Annotated in this window: 23 protein-coding genes; 10 read left to right on the top strand and 13 right to left on the bottom strand. The window is 55.1% G+C overall.

Going from position 1 to position 18,641, the window contains the following annotated elements; all coding sequences use genetic code 11:
• Positions 1–87: 87 nt before the first annotated feature.
• On the bottom strand, positions 88–753 hold the full coding sequence (locus tag HBO11_RS04655; protein WP_169954312.1) for a response regulator transcription factor: 666 nt from the start codon (positions 751–753) through the stop codon (positions 88–90).
• A gap of 381 nt (positions 754–1,134) precedes the next feature.
• The gene (locus HBO11_RS04650) at positions 1,135–2,469 is read right to left on the bottom strand and encodes an EAL domain-containing protein (protein ID WP_169954313.1); all 1,335 of its coding nucleotides are present in this window, start codon (positions 2,467–2,469) and stop codon (positions 1,135–1,137) included.
• 298 nt (positions 2,470–2,767) lie between these two features.
• On the opposite strand from HBO11_RS04650, the gene proP reads away from it, so the two are divergent.
• The gene (gene proP / locus HBO11_RS04645; protein ID WP_169954314.1) at positions 2,768–4,270 is read left to right on the top strand and encodes a glycine betaine/L-proline transporter ProP; all 1,503 of its coding nucleotides are present in this window, start codon (positions 2,768–2,770) and stop codon (positions 4,268–4,270) included.
• A gap of 177 nt (positions 4,271–4,447) precedes the next feature.
• Here the strand turns inward: proP and HBO11_RS04640 are convergent, their stop codons facing one another.
• From HBO11_RS04640 to HBO11_RS04615, 6 genes are all read right to left on the bottom strand, one after another.
• Positions 4,448–5,770 carry an OprO/OprP family phosphate-selective porin gene (locus tag HBO11_RS04640; protein WP_169954315.1) on the bottom strand — a complete coding sequence of 441 codons (1,323 nt, stop codon included), beginning with the start codon at positions 5,768–5,770 and terminating at the stop codon, positions 4,448–4,450.
• A gap of 207 nt (positions 5,771–5,977) precedes the next feature.
• The gene (locus HBO11_RS04635; protein ID WP_169954316.1) at positions 5,978–6,889 is read right to left on the bottom strand and encodes a LysR family transcriptional regulator; all 912 of its coding nucleotides are present in this window, start codon (positions 6,887–6,889) and stop codon (positions 5,978–5,980) included.
• A gap of 11 nt (positions 6,890–6,900) precedes the next feature.
• Positions 6,901–7,233 (bottom strand): DUF2790 domain-containing protein, encoded by a 333-nt coding sequence (locus HBO11_RS04630; protein ID WP_169954317.1) that lies wholly within the window; start codon positions 7,231–7,233, stop codon positions 6,901–6,903.
• 95 nt (positions 7,234–7,328) lie between these two features.
• Positions 7,329–8,144 (bottom strand): aminoglycoside phosphotransferase family protein, encoded by an 816-nt coding sequence (locus HBO11_RS04625; protein WP_222931752.1) that lies wholly within the window; start codon positions 8,142–8,144, stop codon positions 7,329–7,331.
• Positions 8,141–8,347, bottom strand: a complete 207-nt coding sequence (locus HBO11_RS04620) for a hypothetical protein (RefSeq protein WP_169954318.1) — start codon at positions 8,345–8,347, stop codon at positions 8,141–8,143. Before HBO11_RS04620 ends, HBO11_RS04625 begins: the two co-directional genes overlap by 4 nt.
• Before the next feature lie 167 nt (positions 8,348–8,514).
• Positions 8,515–8,940, bottom strand: coding sequence for a hypothetical protein (locus tag HBO11_RS04615; RefSeq protein WP_169954319.1), 426 nt, complete (start codon positions 8,938–8,940; stop codon positions 8,515–8,517).
• A gap of 295 nt (positions 8,941–9,235) precedes the next feature.
• On the opposite strand from HBO11_RS04615, the gene HBO11_RS04610 reads away from it, so the two are divergent.
• From HBO11_RS04610 to HBO11_RS04600, 3 genes are all read left to right on the top strand, one after another.
• Positions 9,236–9,955, top strand: a complete 720-nt coding sequence (locus HBO11_RS04610; RefSeq protein ID WP_262380955.1) for an endonuclease — start codon at positions 9,236–9,238, stop codon at positions 9,953–9,955.
• A 60-nt stretch (positions 9,956–10,015) separates the two neighbouring features.
• The gene (locus HBO11_RS04605; RefSeq protein WP_170058695.1) at positions 10,016–10,198 is read left to right on the top strand and encodes a hypothetical protein; all 183 of its coding nucleotides are present in this window, start codon (positions 10,016–10,018) and stop codon (positions 10,196–10,198) included.
• Between the two features lie 259 nt (positions 10,199–10,457).
• Positions 10,458–10,976: a hypothetical protein gene (locus tag HBO11_RS04600; protein WP_169954321.1), complete on the top strand. Its 519-nt coding sequence runs from the start codon at positions 10,458–10,460 to the stop codon at positions 10,974–10,976.
• Positions 10,977–11,022: 46 nt separating this feature from the next.
• On the opposite strand, the gene HBO11_RS04595 is transcribed toward HBO11_RS04600, so the two are convergent.
• From HBO11_RS04595 to HBO11_RS04585, 3 genes are all read right to left on the bottom strand, one after another.
• Positions 11,023–11,343, bottom strand: coding sequence for a hypothetical protein (locus HBO11_RS04595; RefSeq protein WP_169954322.1), 321 nt, complete (start codon positions 11,341–11,343; stop codon positions 11,023–11,025).
• 72 nt (positions 11,344–11,415) lie between these two features.
• On the bottom strand, positions 11,416–11,853 hold the full coding sequence (locus HBO11_RS04590) for a hypothetical protein (RefSeq protein ID WP_169954323.1): 438 nt from the start codon (positions 11,851–11,853) through the stop codon (positions 11,416–11,418).
• A gap of 277 nt (positions 11,854–12,130) precedes the next feature.
• The gene (locus tag HBO11_RS04585; RefSeq protein WP_169954324.1) at positions 12,131–13,021 is read right to left on the bottom strand and encodes a LysR substrate-binding domain-containing protein; all 891 of its coding nucleotides are present in this window, start codon (positions 13,019–13,021) and stop codon (positions 12,131–12,133) included.
• 115 nt (positions 13,022–13,136) lie between these two features.
• Here HBO11_RS04585 and HBO11_RS04580 point away from each other — a divergent pair, with 115 nt between their 5' ends.
• Positions 13,137–13,577 (top strand): PACE efflux transporter, encoded by a 441-nt coding sequence (locus tag HBO11_RS04580; protein ID WP_169954325.1) that lies wholly within the window; start codon positions 13,137–13,139, stop codon positions 13,575–13,577.
• Positions 13,578–13,627: 50 nt separating this feature from the next.
• Positions 13,628–14,158 carry a hypothetical protein gene (locus HBO11_RS04575; RefSeq protein WP_169954326.1) on the top strand — a complete coding sequence of 177 codons (531 nt, stop codon included), beginning with the start codon at positions 13,628–13,630 and terminating at the stop codon, positions 14,156–14,158.
• 76 nt (positions 14,159–14,234) lie between these two features.
• Here the strand turns inward: HBO11_RS04575 and HBO11_RS04570 are convergent, their stop codons facing one another.
• Complete coding sequence (locus HBO11_RS04570; protein WP_169954327.1) at positions 14,235–14,795, bottom strand: hypothetical protein; 561 nt, start codon at positions 14,793–14,795, stop codon at positions 14,235–14,237.
• Positions 14,796–15,281: 486 nt separating this feature from the next.
• On the opposite strand from HBO11_RS04570, the gene HBO11_RS04565 reads away from it, so the two are divergent.
• Positions 15,282–15,890: a hypothetical protein gene (locus HBO11_RS04565; protein WP_169954328.1), complete on the top strand. Its 609-nt coding sequence runs from the start codon at positions 15,282–15,284 to the stop codon at positions 15,888–15,890.
• 637 nt (positions 15,891–16,527) lie between these two features.
• On the opposite strand, the gene HBO11_RS28580 is transcribed toward HBO11_RS04565, so the two are convergent.
• Positions 16,528–16,653: a hypothetical protein gene (locus HBO11_RS28580; RefSeq protein ID WP_262380976.1), complete on the bottom strand. Its 126-nt coding sequence runs from the start codon at positions 16,651–16,653 to the stop codon at positions 16,528–16,530.
• A gap of 92 nt (positions 16,654–16,745) precedes the next feature.
• Here HBO11_RS28580 and HBO11_RS04560 point away from each other — a divergent pair, with 92 nt between their 5' ends.
• The 3 genes from HBO11_RS04560 to HBO11_RS28500 all read left to right on the top strand — a co-directional run bounded on the left by HBO11_RS04560 (position 16,746) and on the right by HBO11_RS28500 (position 18,574).
• A complete protein-coding gene (locus tag HBO11_RS04560) occupies positions 16,746–17,099 on the top strand; it encodes a siphovirus Gp157 family protein (RefSeq protein WP_169954329.1) in 354 nt (117 codons plus the stop codon).
• 101 nt (positions 17,100–17,200) lie between these two features.
• Positions 17,201–17,977: a hypothetical protein gene (locus tag HBO11_RS04555; RefSeq protein WP_169954330.1), complete on the top strand. Its 777-nt coding sequence runs from the start codon at positions 17,201–17,203 to the stop codon at positions 17,975–17,977.
• Positions 17,978–18,163: 186 nt separating this feature from the next.
• Positions 18,164–18,574 carry a hypothetical protein gene (locus HBO11_RS28500; protein WP_178121766.1) on the top strand — a complete coding sequence of 137 codons (411 nt, stop codon included), beginning with the start codon at positions 18,164–18,166 and terminating at the stop codon, positions 18,572–18,574.
• Positions 18,575–18,641: the final 67 nt, after the last annotated feature.

Below are 18,641 nucleotides of genomic sequence, written 5' to 3'. Positions count from 1 at the left end.
CAAGCCGCGCTGCCGAAAACAGGGATACCCAACGATAGAACAGTATATGCAACAAGCGGCAAATGACACGGCGCCAACCCGCCAGGTTCAGATACCTTCAATGAGGTGCTTGATCTTGAATAGCTCGTTGTTCGATATCACACCCAACTTGCGAAAAGCCGAAGCCTTTTGGGAGCTGATGGTCTTGATGCTACGGCTGAATTTCTCAGCAATTTCGGTGATGGTCATGCCCGTCAGATAACAGCGAATCACTTCTTGCTCACGGGCAGACAGACTGACAAAGCGCAACGCATCCTCGCGATTGCGCGCCTCGCCGTCATAGTTGACCGCAGTGGCTTCGGCAACCCTGTAGGCCATGTCCGGGCTCAGGTAAACCGCCCCCGACGCCACCAACCGGACGGCGTCGACCAACTGACCCATGTCTTCACCCTTGCCGAGAAATCCCCGGGCACCGGCACGCAAGGCCAGGATCACGGTGGCGGCGTCATGGTGCGTAGAGAACACCAGGATGCGGCATTGTGGAAACTTCACCCGTAACGCTCGAATCAGTAACACGCCATCCAACTCGCTGGGCCCCAGGACATAGTCCAGTAACAGCACCTGCGCCGGGTCCTTGGCCAGCCCTGCCAATAGTTCACGCGTACGGGCGTAGACACCGACCACTTCAAAATCAGGTTCCTGCAGCAATCGATTGACCAGGCCATGTCGCACGATTGCATGATCATCCAGCAAAGCAATTTGTAAGCGTTTCATAGATCACAGGACACTCTGTATAACGAGCAAAAAGATGAAAAATAACGCTATCTCATCATTGGTAAGTTGCCGCCAGGGAAGACGGACCTACAACATCAATTCCATCCGTGCAACTGAGCCATCGCACATTAAAAACAAACAGGCGAACTTTCGATCAGGCAATACAACACCCACCGGCAAACTTTAAGTTGCCAGGCAAGTAGTCGACTTTTTGAGATTCAAGACATCCAGCAGTGGTTATCGAATGGGCAGAGCAGTTAACTCCAGCGGCATACAATTTAAAAAAATCGATGATGGAAATTTAAAGCCATGGCGAAACAATTGAAATAAGAGCACTCCTAAAAACCGCCTCCTCCCAGAGCCACACAGACAGAAGTATGTTTACGGGTGTTTCCCCCGCTCAATCAGGAAGCTCAAAAAGGCCTCGATTTCCATCGGCCGCGCCAGCGCATAACCCTGCCCGACGCGGCAGCCCAGGCGATGCAGCAGAGGGATCGTGGACTCATCCTCAATGCCCTCGGCCACCAGGTTCAGATTCAGCAGGCCGGCCCAACTGACGATACCCGCAATCACCTTGCGTGATGACGAGTGCTGCTCTACGGCACGCACGAATGAGCCGTCGATTTTCATTTCATCGAACGACAGGTTCGCCAACAGGTTCAACGTGGCCGCGCCGGTACCAAAATCATCCAGGGACACCTGGAAACCCTTGGCGCGGATTGCCGTCAGCGATGCGGAAAGATGCAGTTCGTCCGGTTCGGGTACGTCCTCGGTAAGCTCGATTTTCAGCAAGTGGTTTGGCAATTCGGCCTGCTGCATCCGTGTGGCGAGGCGGTCGGCAAAATATGGGGTGCAAATGGTTTTTGCCGAGGCATTCACCGCGATGGGGATCAGAATGTTTTCACGCTTGAGGGCCAGCATCGCCCGGATGCTCCACATTTCCACCAGGCTGAACAGCAACAGGTCCAGGCCCAGTCGGTTAACCAACGGCATCAGCACCGACGGCGGGATTTCACCAAAGCGCGGGTGCTTCCAGCGCACCAATGCCTCGGCTCCCACTACACGCCGGCTCAACAGCTCGAATTGTGGCTGGAACACAAAGCGTAAGCCCTCCCCCGTGGTCAGCGCATTGATCACTTCATCCTCGGCCAAGGCGTCGAATGTGGTCATGTGCAACTGCGGGTCCGGTTTCGCGCGGGTCAGCATCACGGCTCGCAAGGCATCGCCCAGTTCCAGGGTTGCGCCTTCGCGCAGGATCTCCACCAGAATCCCGGCGGCGCGGGCCAATCGGGCATGGGACTCCAACGCACTGATGGCGACCCCGCCCATGTGCTTGATCCAGCGCTGCGGGGTGCCGCCATGCAGGGAAGCCACGCCGCCCTCTTCCACAGCACGCACCTGCGCATTCAAGGTGGCTTCACCGGTCCAGAAGATGCTCGGCAACTGCGCCACGGCGCCGGCTTCGTGCAGCCCCTTGAGCAGGCTTGGCAGCATCAGCCCATCATCAGACCCCGGACGAATTTCGCAGCAGATGACGTCCACCGGCTGGTCGACCAGCCAGGCCTCTACGTCGCTCAAGGATTTAGCGTTGGCCAGCGCTGTAACGCCCATACTGCTCAACGCGCCGGACAGCCAATTGGCACAGGTGGCGTCGGTTGCCAACGTGATAACGCGTAGGGCGTTGAACTCGTTGGGTACGGCGGCATTTACGATCATGACAAGAATTTCCCGATACTTTTCCAGGAAAAAAGCTTATCAGTGGCAAAAAAGAAGCAAATAGGATTGGGACTAAAAGCACCCTTGTCTGCGGGGTGGGCGACCATAACGGAGCGCTGTGCGGTGGGTATCAGGGCAGTTGTGCTGCGTCAGCGTTGACGAATATCGCCGGCAAGCCGGCTCCTACAGGAAAAAAAACATTAAGCGGTGAATTATTTCGTGTCCTCATGTATCTGACCGAGTAGACCATGCCATTAAAACAATGGCATCGACACCGTTCAGTGACAGAGTGACCTGTATGAAATCACGCAAGAAAAGTGTCAGCCCAATCGGGTTGAAAGACATCACCATTGTCGACGACGCCAAGATGCGCAAGGCGATCACCGCCGCAGCACTGGGCAATGCCATGGAGTGGTTCGACTTCGGGGTGTATGGCTTCGTGGCCTATGTGCTGGGCAAGGTGTTCTTCCCCGGCGCCGACCCTGGCGTGCAGATGATCGCGGCGCTGGCGACCTTTTCCGTGCCGTTCCTGATCCGCCCACTGGGTGGCCTGTTCTTTGGTGCGCTGGGGGATAAGTACGGGCGGCAGAAAGTCCTCGCGGCCACCATCGTGATCATGTCCATCAGCACCTTTGCCATCGGCCTGATTCCGTCCTATGCCTCGATTGGCATCTGGGCCCCGATCCTGTTGCTGTTGGCCAAGATGGCCCAGGGCTTCTCGGTGGGTGGTGAATACACCGGGGCCTCGATCTTCGTCGCCGAATACGCCCCCGACCGCAAGCGCGGCTTCCTCGGCAGTTGGCTGGACTTCGGCTCCATCGCAGGCTTTGTGCTCGGTGCGGGCGTAGTGGTGGCGATCTCCAGCGTGCTAGGTGAAGAACAGTTCCAGGAGTGGGGCTGGCGCCTGCCGTTCTTCCTCGCCCTGCCCCTGGGCATGATCGGCTTGTACCTGCGCCACGCCCTGGAAGAAACCCCAGCCTTCCAACAGCATGTCGAAAAGCTTGAACAGGGCGACCGCGAAGGCCTGGCACGTGGCCCGCGCGTATCGTTCAAGGAGGTCGCCACTCAGCATTGGCGCAGCCTGCTGACCTGTGTCGGCGTGGTGGCCGTGACCAACGTCACCTATTACATGCTGCTCACCTACATGCCCAGCTACCTGACGCACAACTTGCACTACAGCGAAAACCACGGGGTGCTGATCATCATCGCGATCATGGTCGGCATGCTGTTCGTGCAACCCATGATCGGCTTTATCAGCGACAAGGTCGGGCGCCGGCCCTTTATCATCGCCGGCAGTATCGGCCTGCTGGCCCTGGCTATTCCGGCCTTTATGCTGATCAACAGCGGCAAGCTCGGGCTGATCTTCGCAGGCTTGCTGATGCTGGCGGTGGTGCTGAACTTTTTTATCGGCGTGATGGCGTCCACCCTGCCCGCGATGTTCCCCACCCACATCCGCTACAGCGCCCTGGCCAGTGCGTTCAACATCTCGGTACTGATCGCCGGCCTGACCCCGACCGCCGTGGCCTGGCTGGTGGAAAGTACCAACGACCTGTACATGCCTGCGTACTACCTGATGGTCATTGCCGTGGTGGGCCTGGTCACCGGCCTGACCATGAAGGAAACCGCCAACAAACCCCTGCGCGGCGCGGCCCCGGCAGCGTCGGACATGGAAGAGGCACGGGAGCTGTTGCAGGAGCATCACGACAATATCGAACAGAAGATCGAAGACCTCGACGAACAGATCGCCGAGCTGGAAGCCAAGCGCCAGAACCTGGCGCAACAGCATCCGCGGATTGACTGATTGCGCTACACAACAAATGTAGGAGCTGGCTTGCCGGCGATAGCGGTGGATCAGCCGCCGACAATGGTGACTGAACCACCGCCCTCTCGAGCAAGCCCGCTCCTACAGGGGATGACGGCAGACCAGTCGACAGTATCGCCGACTCGCCGGGGCTCATCTGATTTCGGAACCTGTGGCTTAGAAAGCGTATTGCAGGCGCATCACCACCCCATCACCGGTGTCATCACCCAGGGTGTTGCTGACGTTGTCCGTGCGGGCCTTGACGTAGTTGGCGCTGACCTTGACCGCCTCATTGGCGTACCAGTTGACGCCCAGGGTGTGCGCCTTGCCCTGGCTGTCACCTACCTGGCGCACATTGGTGCTGACCACGACATTATCGTCTTCGACGGTAAACGCGTCGTAGCGGTAGAACACCTCCCAGGCGCCGATTTGTTTGTTTTGCGGTTTGATGGAGTCGAACTTGGCGCCATCGAGTTTGTAGATGCGAGGCTCGCCGGTCAGGGTATAGGCCAGTTGTGCGTAGTAGCCGCTGGCCTTGATGTCACTCTGTGCTGCATCGGCCTTGAGGGTCCGTCGCAGGTACTCACCCTGCACCGAGAACGCATCCAGCGCCCAAGCACCTTCCAGGCCCCACACCGAGTCGTCCTGCCATAAGCCTTGCTGGGCCGCACTCCCGCCAAATACCGAGCGGGTGCCATTGGTGCCGGCACTGTTGCCACCGTTGGTCTCGACGCCACGCATGCCCATGCGTGAGCGGATGCGCGTGTCGATGGCGGCGTCCTTGAGGTCTCGGTAGGCGTATTGCAGCCCTACGTGCAACACATTGCCGGATTCGTGCAGTGGCGCAAACACGCCGCGCAGGTTGTAGCGCTTGACGCTGTCGCCGTCAGTGTCGTTGTTGTTTTCGCTGAACACACTGCCGGACAAATAGGCCATCTGTCCCACCACGCCGTTGGCCTGTACGCCCATGCCGACGTTGTCGTTGACCCACTCGGCCACATCGTAGGAAAGGTTACGCTCCAGGGCCGTGACCCATTTGGAACTGGTGGCTTTCTCCAAGCCAAAATCGGTGTAGAAACGCCCTACTTTTACATTCAACGGATTGAACCCGGTGTAGGTCACGCTGCCTTCGTCGAAGTAGCCTGCGCTGTCATTGCCCACGTTACGGGACAGGTCGTAGTTGATCTGGTATTTCCAGTCCTTGTAGACCGTACCGCCAAACTCCAGATAGGCACGCCGAAAATACGCGGCGTCCGCCGTGTTGCCGTTACGGGTGTAGTAATCATCAAACCGGGCGTAATCGGCCTGGATACGCCCGCCCAGCTTGAAGCTGAACTCTTTGTCGGCAGTGGCCACTTCCAGGCCGCCCTTGGTTTTGAGCACAATATCGGCGCCATCGGTGGTTACCGTGCCTGCCTGCGCCGAAATGGCCAATACGCTGCCCGCCACCGCCAGGCTGAATTGAGTTAACCGAACGCACTTTGAATAACTAATCGACATCAACTTCCCCTCACTATCGTTAAGTATTACTTGGCGACGGGGAGTTTCCAAAGACCAAATGACATTTTGGATTTATTCACAAGACAGTTTTGTGACCATGGATATTTCTTGCCCTTTAACCGCGACAAGGACCTTATAAACAAGGGAATTACAAGTTACACAGGCATTCACATCGAATATTTCAGAATGGTTAAAACCAATACCAACTTAGATGACTCTTTCAAACCAGTCACGCCGTTCTTCGAACACTTTGTGAATCAACGCCACCAGCGCTTGCACATGGGGTTGCTCAGCGGTCAAGGGCGCCGTGGACAGCCATGCCAGCCGTTCCATAGGCTCACCAAACAAGGGGGTCAGGGCCAGCAGGTTTTTATCCAAATGGCCGATGTAGTCCGGTAACAAACCGACACAGGCACTGTGCCTGACCCACTCCTGCACCCACGCCTGGGAATGCACCTGGGCCACTGCGCGCTGGCGCTGTTTGACCAGGCGGTTCCAGGGTGCAAACGCCGCAACCGGCGCATTCGTACGGCCTTGCACCAGCATAAAGTCGGACAAGTGCGCAATTTGCGTCGGCAAACGGTTGCCGCGACAGTAACGCTTGGCCATATGCGGGCTGAAGTCAATGCGCGCCAGACGTTGCGGCGTGGTCATGGCAAACCCCGGCGCTGGACGAGGACGGTCAGCATCCGCCAACCACACCATGACATCCGCCTGGCGTGTTGGCTCGCCCGTCAGCGGGATGACTTCCAACTGCATTGCCGGGTGCTTGCGCATAAAATCCAGCACCTCACGCGCCAGCAGGTCGTGCATGAGGGAGTCTTCCACGGCCAGACGCAACAGCGGTTGAGGCACGGCGCCCACTTGTGGTTGAACATCGCCAAACCGCGCTATCAGCAGCGCTTGCAGGCGCTGCCCCTTGAGGGTCAGGCGTAGGGCATTTTCTCGTAATACAAACAGCGGGCTACCCAGCCGCCCCTCCAACTGGGCCAGTTGCTTGCGCAGTTCTGCAGTACGGATATTCAGGCTACGGGCAGCCTGGCGAAAGCTGGCACAGCGTGCGCATGTCAGAAAACGCTGCGCCAGCTCGCGGTCAATCAACGGTGCCTGCGCAGTCATAGGGCAACCTTTCAGCGGCCATTATTACGGCACTGCCCCATGACTTGATATTCGATAGTGTTGAGCTTGCCGCTCGAGTCCTCGTAAGTCATGCGCGACGGGACGATGTCGCAGGAGCTGATCTTAGGGGTCACGTTGACCACCTTGGCGATGTCCAGTTTCATGCCATAGCGATAGTCCTGGACCTGGGGTTGTTCCTTACCTTGTTTTAGCGCATAAGCAGCCATGGCTTGCTGGTTATCGCTCATCAACTTCTCATACCCACGATCACCGCCGTTTGTGGCGAACGCGACCGTGGATAATGACAACGCCAATGCAGCAATACTTAGTTTCAACAGGTTCATCAGATTTATCTCTCAAGTCATTTTTCCAGACTTGAGATTAACTAACCGACCCTTTCACCAAGGTAGCTTAAAGATTACCTTTCTGTTATGTGCAACTAAGCCTGACGATAATCACCGCCCAGTGCCGCCGCCGCCAGGTGCGCCACCCCGAGGGTGATTCCCGGCTCTTCACCGTCTTCGAGCATCCAGGTCGACGACAAACCTGCCCAGGCGAGCACCCATTGCAGGAGCCTACGCCGCTCGATTCCAGAGGCTTTGGCGACCACTTCGATCCGCCGCGCAAAGCACTCGGGAGCCAGGGCGCTTTGATCGGGGTTGCAGAAGAGGTTGGCGTAATCAAAGCCGCGCTCGCCGTAGAGGCCCTTGGGGTCGATAGCCAGCCAGCCGGCCGCGGCAAAATCCAGGACATTGCCATGGTGGATGTCGCCATGCAGTACCGCGACATCCTGGGGCGCCGCCAGCAGATCGCGGGCGGTGCTGGCGCACTGCGCAAGGATCCCGCCGTGCCTCGCCGCCCCCGGCCATAGCGCTTCGAACCACCGCGCCAGGGGAACCAGCGCGGGAATCGGCTTGGCCCGTGGCGCATGCAGGCGCGCGGCCACGCCACAAAGGATGCGCGTGGCCTCTTCATCGCGACCGCCGTTGGCCATCTGTACAAGCGAAGCCGAGCCCAGCGCACGCACCATCAGCAAGGCCTCCCCGTCATAGGCCAGCACCGGCGCTGCACCGTCACCGTCCCACCAGGCCATCAGCACGCTGCCGGCTTGCTCCTCGGCCACTTGGGAGACCTTGAGCATGGCCGGCACACCGTCCTGGCGAACAGGCAATAGATTGCCGTTGCGCGAGGCGAATGCATCGCCATCGACGGTCAGGTCCCATCGCTCCAGGTATTGATCAAATAGACACATCATGGCTGAGGCGGGAACTTCACAAAGCCCATGGCAAACAGCCAACCGCTGAGCATGGACAGGTAGAGGGAGGTATATGAAGCAACGGTGTAGTCCAATAAGAAGTTGAGCGCGGTGAACGCAATGGCAGCGCACAGGAACTGCGTGCGGGTAAACCGCCTCACAAAGCGTTCCATTGCGGCATTCAAGGTGCGCAGGTACTTCATTGGTTTTCCCCTGGAAATGGTGACGGCATCTACACAGTTGCGCCCGTCGGCCCTGAAAAGCGCAAGAATAGTGCTGCATGGAGTTGACGAGAATCAACCACCGAGATGCCCTGGTTGCCCGTACAGCAAAACTGGCCGAGGCGGCGACAGCGCACGCGTTGCCCGCCCTAGGCCAGGGTATTCCACACCTGCGCCAACCCCACCAGGTGCACCAGCCCGTACACCACGCAAATCCCCGAGCTGATCATGATAAAGCGCGTACTACGGCCCGTGCCGGCCAACACGAACGGGCCCAGCAGACCACGCAACAGATACACCAGTGTGATTACGCACAACGCAGGGCGCAGCAGGGGCAAGGGGTCGATCACTCCGGCGCCGGACAGCGCATAGGCCGACCACGCGGCGAGCACCAGGGCAATCCCCGACGTCACCACCGCCGGGAAGCGGCGACCGGCCTTGGCTGCACGTACAAAGCGCTCGCCCGCGCCAAACAGGTGATACCAGGACGGCCCTTTGACGATGACCCCGATATGCATCAGCGCCACCAGCAGGTTAAGCCCGGCAGCGACCAGCAGTGCCGTGTTGTATTCCATTCCATCACTCCCTGATGCCAATTAGCCACATTGCGCGCAAAGGTATCATGCCCCCTCTCCCACGGCGATCAGCGCATTAAAATCGGCCCCGCAAGCCTGATCACTATCGACTGCCGCGAGACTGGACCGACCGGCGGCAACCCTTTCGGCCAGTTGATGCCGCACTATATCCGGCATGCCTCTACGCCCGACTCTCCCCGCCCCACCCTTTGAATACCCTGCCCACCTTCGCGCCCAGGCCGAGGCGGCACCGCGTGCGCCCGGCGTGTATTTTTTCTACGCGCAAGGTGAATCGATGCCGCTGTACATCGGTAAAAGTGTCGATATCCGCAGCCGCCTGCTGGCGCACCTGCGTACCCCCGAAGAAGCGCGCATGTTGCGCCAGGCACAGCGGATCGAATATCAGCAAACCGCGGGAGAAATCGGTGCGCTGTTGCTGGAGTCGCGCCTGATCAAAGAGATGCAGCCTTTGAAGAACAAGCGCCTGCGCCGGCAGCGCCGCCTGTGCTCGCTACGCCTGCACGGGGGCAAACTGCAGATCATCGACACCACCGCGCTGGCCGAGGGGCCGCAGTTGTACGGGCTGTTTCGCAGCCGACGCATGGCAATCGAAGCGTTGATCCTGCTCGCCGACGAGCACCGCCTCTGCCATAGCCTGCTGGGTATAGAACCACCCAGCGCGAAGGGCTGTTTCCGTGCGCAGATCCGTAAATGCGCCGGGGCATGCCGGGGCGATGAAACCCATGCAGCCCACACCGAGCGTTTGCTGCAGGCGTTGGCCCACTGGGCCGTCCATCGCTGGCCATACCCCGCCGCCATTGCACTGCACGAACGCCATGGCCAGTTGGAGCAATACCACGTCGTGGATAACTGGCGGTACATCGGGACTTACGCCTGCGAGGCCGAGGCCCGATTGGCGCCGGCCTTGCCATCGCAGTCGTTCGATGCTGACAGCTACAAAATCCTTGTACGGCCCGTGCTGTTCGAGAGTGCTCGTGTGGTGCTGCTGTCGTAAGAGGCGCCTTGCAGAGCCAGCCCGCCAGGAACCTTTTGCACAATCGGGAATCAGTGCTGCATGTTTTCACACCAACAACTCAGCGAATTCCCAATGATTTTCAGAAGATCCCTGCTCTGTATCGCCTTGGTGGCCATCGGCTTTATTGCCGGGTACGCCGCAAAACCCAATGATGTGCTTCAACTGACCGCTGGCCAACTCATAGAGTGTGGCGAGGTGACCATTCCTACGCTGGGCATGTGAGCCCGAAATCCGGCCGCTTTCGGTAGAGGTTACTCAGGCTTGGATTCCGGAACCCGCAGGTGCGCGCCGCAACCATAGCTGCCTGAACTACTTTGATAAAACGTCTCCCCCGTATGATGGGCGGCATTTTGTTTCAGGAAATCAACGCTGTTAAGATCGCGAGATACTGGTTCATGGACTCGTGGCGAGCGATCTGCGGGAGGAAACTTAATGCACAAGATGCCTATAATTCTGGCACCGAGGATAGAGAGCAGCAAAATTGAAAAAGAACTCGTACCTTTATTTGGTGCCTATGATTTTTGGAACGATGCTGACTATTTCATTGCTTTTCGCATGGCGTAGCCATATTTATTCAGTGATTTTTTTCAAGCCGAACTTTCAAAAAATCTATATCACCAGCTCATTAATCTTGGCAGCTATAAGCTCGTTAGGCTTTATCATCTTTAAAAAAGACATATTGTCTGGAAACCTCATAAACACCCTAAAAAAGATTACAGCACTTCCACTGGCATTATTTTTAGTGTGCCTGCTAACACTACAAATTCCGCTCTCACTTTTAATTTATTTATCCGACGGAACTCAAAGCACTTACACAACGGCATATACACAATCCCCTGGCGGTAGAAATAGCTGCCGCGGCATTGAGATTTTTGAGCCAGAGCTAAATAAGGCAATAAAAATATGTCACTCCAGTGGCGACAGCAATAAGGGTTTAGTCAAGATTTATAAAACCAGCAATACGAAAGGCATCGTCATAACAGGCGCCGCATTTTATTGACGGTTTTTCCAGGTTTGAGATGACTGGCTGGAACAGCTGGCCCCCCCTAACCTGCCTTCAAGCTGCGATGCGTAGTAAGCACGCCTTTGTCGTCAAACAGGAAAATCATCTGGTTCCCCCCATTATCCTGGCAAACCACACCTTCAGTTTCCCCGTCAACGATCCCTTGGCAAGCCATGTTCCAGACATAAGGACGGATCTGGCACTTCAGCGTCTTACCGTCTTCAATCACCAGATGATGGGTGGCGGAGATGCTTTCTGGAGCGGGTTTTGGGCAGGCTCCCTCCCCCCAATTGATACCTTGGTGATTAGGTTGGGAAACACAACCAGCCAGCAGGAGCATGGGCAACAGGCATTTGTAATTCATGATCACCATCCTTAGTTGTTGCTCTGTAACAGGGTGCGGGATGCTCGACCCCGTAAAGATGTAGCAGATACTCTAGAACCCCGGCGGAATGTAACCAGGGACGTAAGGAATATTTTTACACTTATTACTGACTATACGGCCATTATCAATCTTGAAATCCACAATCTTGCCAAACGGGTTGACGGTGGCCTCAATCGTACAATCAGAACTGTGCCCTACAGTTTCATAATACTCCGTGTACACCATGCCGTTACCGGTATGATTCATCGAGGTTCCTGCAGCTTCGGTATTGGTCCAGCTTGAAGACTTCTCCCATGTCAGGACAATAAGTTCCTCTCCATTCGCGCCCTTCACCTTCTTGACTGCTGCTGGTTTACCAAATAGGTTCAAGGCTTCCTGATCTGACCTTCCCACCCATCGCTCCTGAGCAATCACCCGGCAACCATTAACAAGCAAGATAACCGGAATTATTGTGGCAACCAGCAACACCTTCGAGATGCGATTAAACATAAAACCTCTTTCACAATAAAAACAAAGTAAAAAAGTTAGCATTGATGCCCTTACTGGGGAATTAGCACAGATGTGCTAATGGCTCATTGCCCCGTTGTAAAATAAGTAGTGATTGCGCCGATTGTTTAGCTGATACCCTTGCGGTTCAACGTGCTACCTACTCAACTGTTTTGCCCCCCTCCCGGCGTCCTGCCGACAGAACACAAGCTCCCGAATAGCACACGAGTCCTGAGACTTGTCGTATGTCCGCGCTCAAAAAAGTGTAGGCCGAGTATCGTCAGCCGTCCTGCAGAGCGGCTCCTGCCAGCCACATAAGGAACGCACTCACAGGCACCTGCCGCTCCCGTCCTGGCACGCACACCGCAACGTAACGCGGACCAAGCAGGCTTACTTCTGGTCTATAGGCCACTAATTCTCCATGCCTGAGGCTGTCGGCTACCAGTACATTGCTTGCCAGCACCAGCCCATGACCAGCAATCGCAGCGCTCAAGGCAAAATACTCATCGTCGAACTCACGCATCTGCGCCGTTTCAAGCCAGGTCTGGCATTCTGCGGCCGCGCACCAGCTTTCCCAGTTGATTGAGAATGCTCCCGGAATTTTCCAGTGTAAGTTGATCAGTTCGATCTGATTTACATTCAACGAGGCCACCAGGCCTGGGGCGCCGTAAACAGAGAATTGCTCTTTCATTAGCTCCTGACAGAACAACTTCGGGTCGTCGCGGCTGACTGAACGAATAGCGACATCGATACTGGAATCACGCAGTAGATCGACTAGTTCGTTACCTGTATCGACCCGCACCTTGACTTGTGGAAAGCTTCGATAGAAACCACCCAGTCGTGGAATTAGCCAGGCAGCGGCCAAGCCCGGCGTAGTGGAAATGGTTAGGGTTTGGGGAACGGTGTCCGGATAAAAAGCCTCCAGGCTGCGGCGAATGTCTAACAAGGCGCGGTGAGTCTGGCGATATAGCAACTCGCCCTCTTCGGTCAATGCGACGCCTTGTCCAGCTCGCTTGAACAGCATCGCTCCGAGGCGGGCTTCCAACATCCTGACCTGGTGGGAAATGGCCGCGGGGGTGACTGAGAGTTCCTCAGCTGCCGCTTTAAAGCTACCCAGTCGCGCAGCCGCCTCGAAGGTGCGCAGCGCGTTCAGCGGAAGAGTCGAAAACACGCATCGTTCCCTAGATGAATTGAATTGATGAATATTTAATTTATCTCATTTTTCTTGGTGTGTACGCAGCGATACCGTCGCAGGTATTCGATCTCGCCACCCTTGGGAAAAAACCATGCAAGGACCTTCGCGAAAAATTCTTCAAGCCATCCTCTATGAATCAATCGCTGTTGCGGTGCTATCGCCTAGCATCTCGTTGATATACGACGAAGGTTTGGCCCATGCGGGTGCGCTGTCGGTGATGTTATCTGTATGCGCGCTGCTGTGGAACGTGCTGTTTAACTACGCTTTTGAACTCTGGGAAGCGCGTCAGCCACAGCGTGCTCGCACGTTGGGCAGACGCTTGCTGCACTCACTGGGCTTTGAGGGTGGGCTAGTTCTAATGTTGGTACCACTGGTGGCATGGTGGCTGGAGATTTCTTGGTGGGCTGCACTGGTCACCGATCTGGGGCTGTTCGTTTTCTTCTTCTTTTACGCGCTGGCGTTTCAGTGGGTCTTCGATAGGATGTTCGATGTACCAAATTCCGCGAAGGGGGAAGTTTCGGTTAACCCATAATTCACGCGGAATCCAGATTCGCCAATCTGTAGCAGCATTAGGATTTGTCCATGAAAAATGCCACCAGAGCGATTGAGAGCTACATCTTCGGTAAGGACGGAAATCGGCCTGACTTATTGCAACATGCTTTCAGTCTAGACGCAGCTCTTAACGTGCTAGTGCAGAGAGGCAACGTCCTTTTTCCTCCCAACGTCCAGGGGCGCGAAGATATTGCTGAAGTACTAGTACGCAGCTTTAGCCTGCAATATGAGAACGTTTATACATTCTGCCTCGGTGACGCTCCAAAGCCCGACGCCAATGTTCATAAGTGCAAATGGCTGGTTGGCATGTCAACAAAAGCGACTGGGGAGTTACGTGTAGGCTGCGGGGAATATCATTGGATCTTTTCACCGCAAAGCGGCTTGGCCACTCAGCTGTCCATTACCATCGAACACATGTTGGAGTGTCCTTCCCAGCATATGCGAAAAATAATGGACTGGCTTCAAGGTCGTAGCTATCCATGGTGTGAACCTACCGACATGCTTGATTCGGCACCGCCGCTCACTTGCCTCCAGCCGGTTCTTGTCTACGTTGCTACATGACCCCTACTGATATAAACGTACGCGTTTGGCCGATTGCGGACCTCATGATAGGCAGCAAACGGCCAAAAGCAGCCTCTCAACGCGTCGCACATTGACCTCTGCGAAGAAAATCTTTAAGCGTCGCCTGATAGAGCGTCAATGGCTGATTGCCCGTATTGAGAAGTGCAAACGGAATCATCGTCAGATGTGAAAACGACGTGGAGTTTATCGAGTAGGTTTTCTGCCTGCAAAAGCGCTGGTCCTTATTCAATATAAAATCAAACTTGAAAAGGTTTGTCCGCGTACACCAACTGGGGATCAAACCCAGACTCAGCCCCGTCAAGTAATCTTGTCCGCAAGCGCCGCCAGATGAGAACTCCGAGATCTTTATTTCTAATGCTGGCAGGCTCGGGGCGGCAAGGCTGGAGTTCTTATCCTGTGCACCGGGAATAACGTTGAGTGTCGCTGCGTATGCGTCCTTGCCGAAGCGACTGTCTTTCCATGGAGAATTTATTGCGTAACTGAAGCTGGAGATAATTTCTTGTGTTTCGGGTTCAACGGGTTCGTTGATTGTCGGCTGGGACGAATAAGATGTGCAGCTGCAACAGAGTATAGCAATGCTGACAAACACAAACCCGTTGGCTATTAAACGACGCATACTCAGTTTTCCCTAATTATCAATCAGCCAACATACCTGTCACTTACTGCCGTATAGCATCTTATCTACACGCCGGACGGCTGAATCAGCATAACAGGACAGACTGTACACGCGCACTTCGGGAGAGAGAAAAGGCCGCCGCTATGCTCTCTTTGCCCCAACCCAGTGCGAACCCGCGAACGTTGAAGGCAAACGCTGAACGACAACACCTGCCCAAGCTGTCCAGCGGCTCCTATTGGCCGCAAGCTGACGTTGATCATACCGTGCAAAAGCAGGAAAAAGTGGACGTTAGGCACGAGCCTGTTGAAACTGACGTCGAATTGACCCAGAGGCCTATGCCACTGCCCCATCCCGTCAGTAAATATCTAGCGCTGGTAATAGTTCACAGGGTAGGATCCTGGATCAGTAAAGTTTCTGTAACAGGGCCAATCCAGCACTGGCGATAATAATCTCAGGCGATATACACGTTTTACCAGAGGTGAAGTAATGCCGTTAGATAAAGATTGGCAGCCAAGTTTTGGGACTATCTTCACGTGGTTCGCCATGGATCGACATGGGCGTATAGCTGTAATGGTGAATAACTGTTTCGGCCCTATCCCTTCGAGCTTGTTGGCTATTCCAGAGCTAGAGGAAAAACTCGACAGTATAAATGAGTTTATGTGGGAAGAGTCGCGTGAGTTTCAAAGTTATCCAAAAAACAAGGAAGGTCGAACTCTTTTAGATATATATAGGTTTCGCAGGCACCTCAAACCCTCGTCGCGCGACGAAATGGAACGCATAGTCTTAGAGAGTTCGAACTTTTATCAAGAGCTCACGGAGTATTCACTTCCATCAATAAAAGGCTTCTATGTTTATCACGCGCTAGAAGATTACGTGTCCAGCGAAGACAATCCGATTGGTTATGAGGGAGACGCGGAAATTGGAGACTACTTTCGATATTTGATTCCAACGGTATGCGCTAGCATCGAAGACTTCCCTGAAGAATTAAGGTCACTAATCGCCGTATCCGACACATTAGATTTCACAGTTGACCGAGCCATATTTAGTATGTCAATCAATCAGAGTTTTAAGCGATCTTTTAATCAACGGAAGTGAAAGATTAGCAGTTTTTAAAAAGTAGTCGTTTCATCGGCTACGCAGTGAAGCGCTCCTGGATTTGTAGACAAACGGAGTGTCAGCTATTGGCCGTTTTCAGTCGGTTGTCACCGGCAGAAATCGGCCAAAAGCGGTCATCGAGAGTCTCCAAAAACAGGAGCGATTCTGGCAGCTGAAATGCAGGGCCGAGATTTGATATCTCAAATTACTGAGCTAGGATCTTGGCTAAATGCCATCACTCGAAAAGGAAATCACCTTGGCCTTACCTGATACCCTCCGCCTCGCTGTGCTCGGTGTTTCAGCGGACACTCCATTTGAAAGTGCATAGAGCAATGTCAATACGAGGGCATTGGATATAAACCCTTTCATTACTCAGAACCATTTAATGATTGAAAATTAAAGTCCGTGAGCCATGGTAAGCGATTACTGGAAAGGGCGTCGAACCGCCTAAAACGGAGTGTCGGTGAGAGGCTGCCATTGATCGAAAGGAGAAACCCCTAAAGCAGGCGTACCAAACACCAACTGCTACGCTGTTCACTCCAAGGAGGAACACCGATGCCGAGCTCAGACCTGCCCCCCTCCCCGCGGTCCAAAATCAACGAAAACCAACTCACCCTTGAAGCAGCCATCATGGAGCTTACAAACTGGGTTGAGCAGTGGGGCCGATATCCAGGCTGGCACAGACCTCGGTAACCGGCTGACCCTCATCAAGCACCATGCTGGCAGCCTTGAGTTTGAACTCACTCGAAGACGATTGACGCATATCCAGACACCTCAGATTTGGGCGCTATCATAGCGCCCGATTGAAGTGTCCAAGATCATTAGGTCACCAGCAAACTCGCCGAACTCCAAGCGATGGCCGACGCCAGGAAGAACACCGTCGGCAAGCTCGTCGAGTACCTGCGCAAAAACATGGAGGCCACCGATATAAAAACGATCAGGCGGCCCTTGTTCACGATCACTTTGGCTCTAGCGCCCGAAAAGATCATCGTCGATAAAGAGGACGATATCCCGGACGACTTCATCGACACTAAAACCGTGTTCTCTCCCGACAAGCGCACCATCACGGCCAACCTCAAGGAAATCCGAGAGCACAACGTAGCCGTACGAAAACGCATGGCCGCCGGTGAAGATGCAGAACACGAACTACTCGAAGAGCCGATCTGGGCACACCTCGAGCGCGGTGACAGTTCCATACGGATCAAGTAAGACAACAGGGTTTTGTAGCAAAAGTGGCGTTATGACGGCGATCATACGCTTCGGGCCAGTTCGGCCTGCACTCATAAGCACTTCACTTAAGGATGAGTAACATGAACGATGATTTGAAGCAGTCAGGCTCTACTACCACCTCGCAAACCACCACCTCGTTAGAGCAGGTCAAAACCGGCAGGGTCTTGGATTTCACCTGGGCGCCAAACGCCAACACAACGACCACCACCGTCTCGGCGGACTTTGTCGACTACAAGGTCGACACCTCCCAGGGCAGCCCTACTGGAGACAGCCACTCCATTGCGCGGTTTACCTATGTCCAAGGTAAGGGCGGTGGCCAGATCAGTCAGCTGTTCCTTGAAGAGATGCGTGCCGGCGTACGTGCCAACACCCAGATCGGGCTGATGGTAGGACGCAAATGGGTTCTGGATCCCAACGCTGAAGTATCAGGCAGCATCGGCACCTACGTGGTCGAGCAATTCGATGACATGCGCGCCAGTGTCAATTATGTCGGCGCCTTCGCCCGCGTCTTCGCAGACCCACGAATGGTCAGCTACCACGCCGGGGGCCACGTACACACCAACGTCTCCATCACCGGCAGCAGACCACTGACCATGGTGGACTCAGGTAAGTCGGTTCTGGTTATCAGCGATACAGACGTCACGCTCACCATTGGTGATGACGTGACTGAAGGGTTCAGGGTGAATCTGATCCAGGCGGCCGCCGGCAAGGTCAACATCGCCGTATCGAGCAGCCATGTGATCTACAGCAATGCTGGGAGTCGCACACACACGCTCAACCCACTGGATGAGCTGGAAGTCAGTACCTTCCCATTCGGCCCGGTGTTCCTGGCCTTCCGGGTCAGACCTACTGCCTAACGATCCATTGCGCGCTGGCAGAGGTGGGTCTTACTGCCAGCGCCGTAATCACCGACAGTCCTGGCTCGCACTGCCGGCCAGCGGAATAGAAGAGGCAGGCTAGTTCGGGAAATTTCAGAGAGGAATGCCGCCCACCCTTCCAAGTATCTGCTGATCAACAAGCAGGGAAAAAGGATGACGAAGGGGATGCTGCGCTTGCGCTGGGACAAGGCGCGAGAGATGGCTTGCGAGAAAGCTATCGAACAAGGAGATCCGACGCTCGCCGCGAAGATCGGCGGGTTTCAGTTGCGAGATATTCGACCCAAGGCGGCGTCGGAAATCGTGGATATCGGCGACGCAAGCCTGCTGCTGGGCACAGCAATCAGGAAGTCACAAAGCGCGTTGACAGAAGGCTCGGCGCCACTACGAAGCCGTCAAAATAGAAAAGTTATGGAACGGTTCCATAAAAATACAAGCCAGCCACAGCCGCCCCCCAGAAACACAAAAGCCCCGCATAAGCGGGGCTTTTATCTGCATCTTGGCGGGAAACCAGGGACTCGAACCCTGGGAACGCTATTAACGTTCGCCGACTTTCAAGGCTGGCGATTTTTTCTTTAAATTCAGCAAGTTAACCTTTTTAGCGCTTTCGTATCCCTCCATATTTCGATACGCTAAAAGCTCCATA

Source organism: Pseudomonas sp. WS 5010 (genome assembly GCF_012985565.1).
Taxonomy (GTDB): Bacteria; Pseudomonadota; Gammaproteobacteria; order Pseudomonadales; family Pseudomonadaceae; genus Aquipseudomonas.
This window is presented reverse-complemented; position numbering and strand designations above follow the sequence as displayed.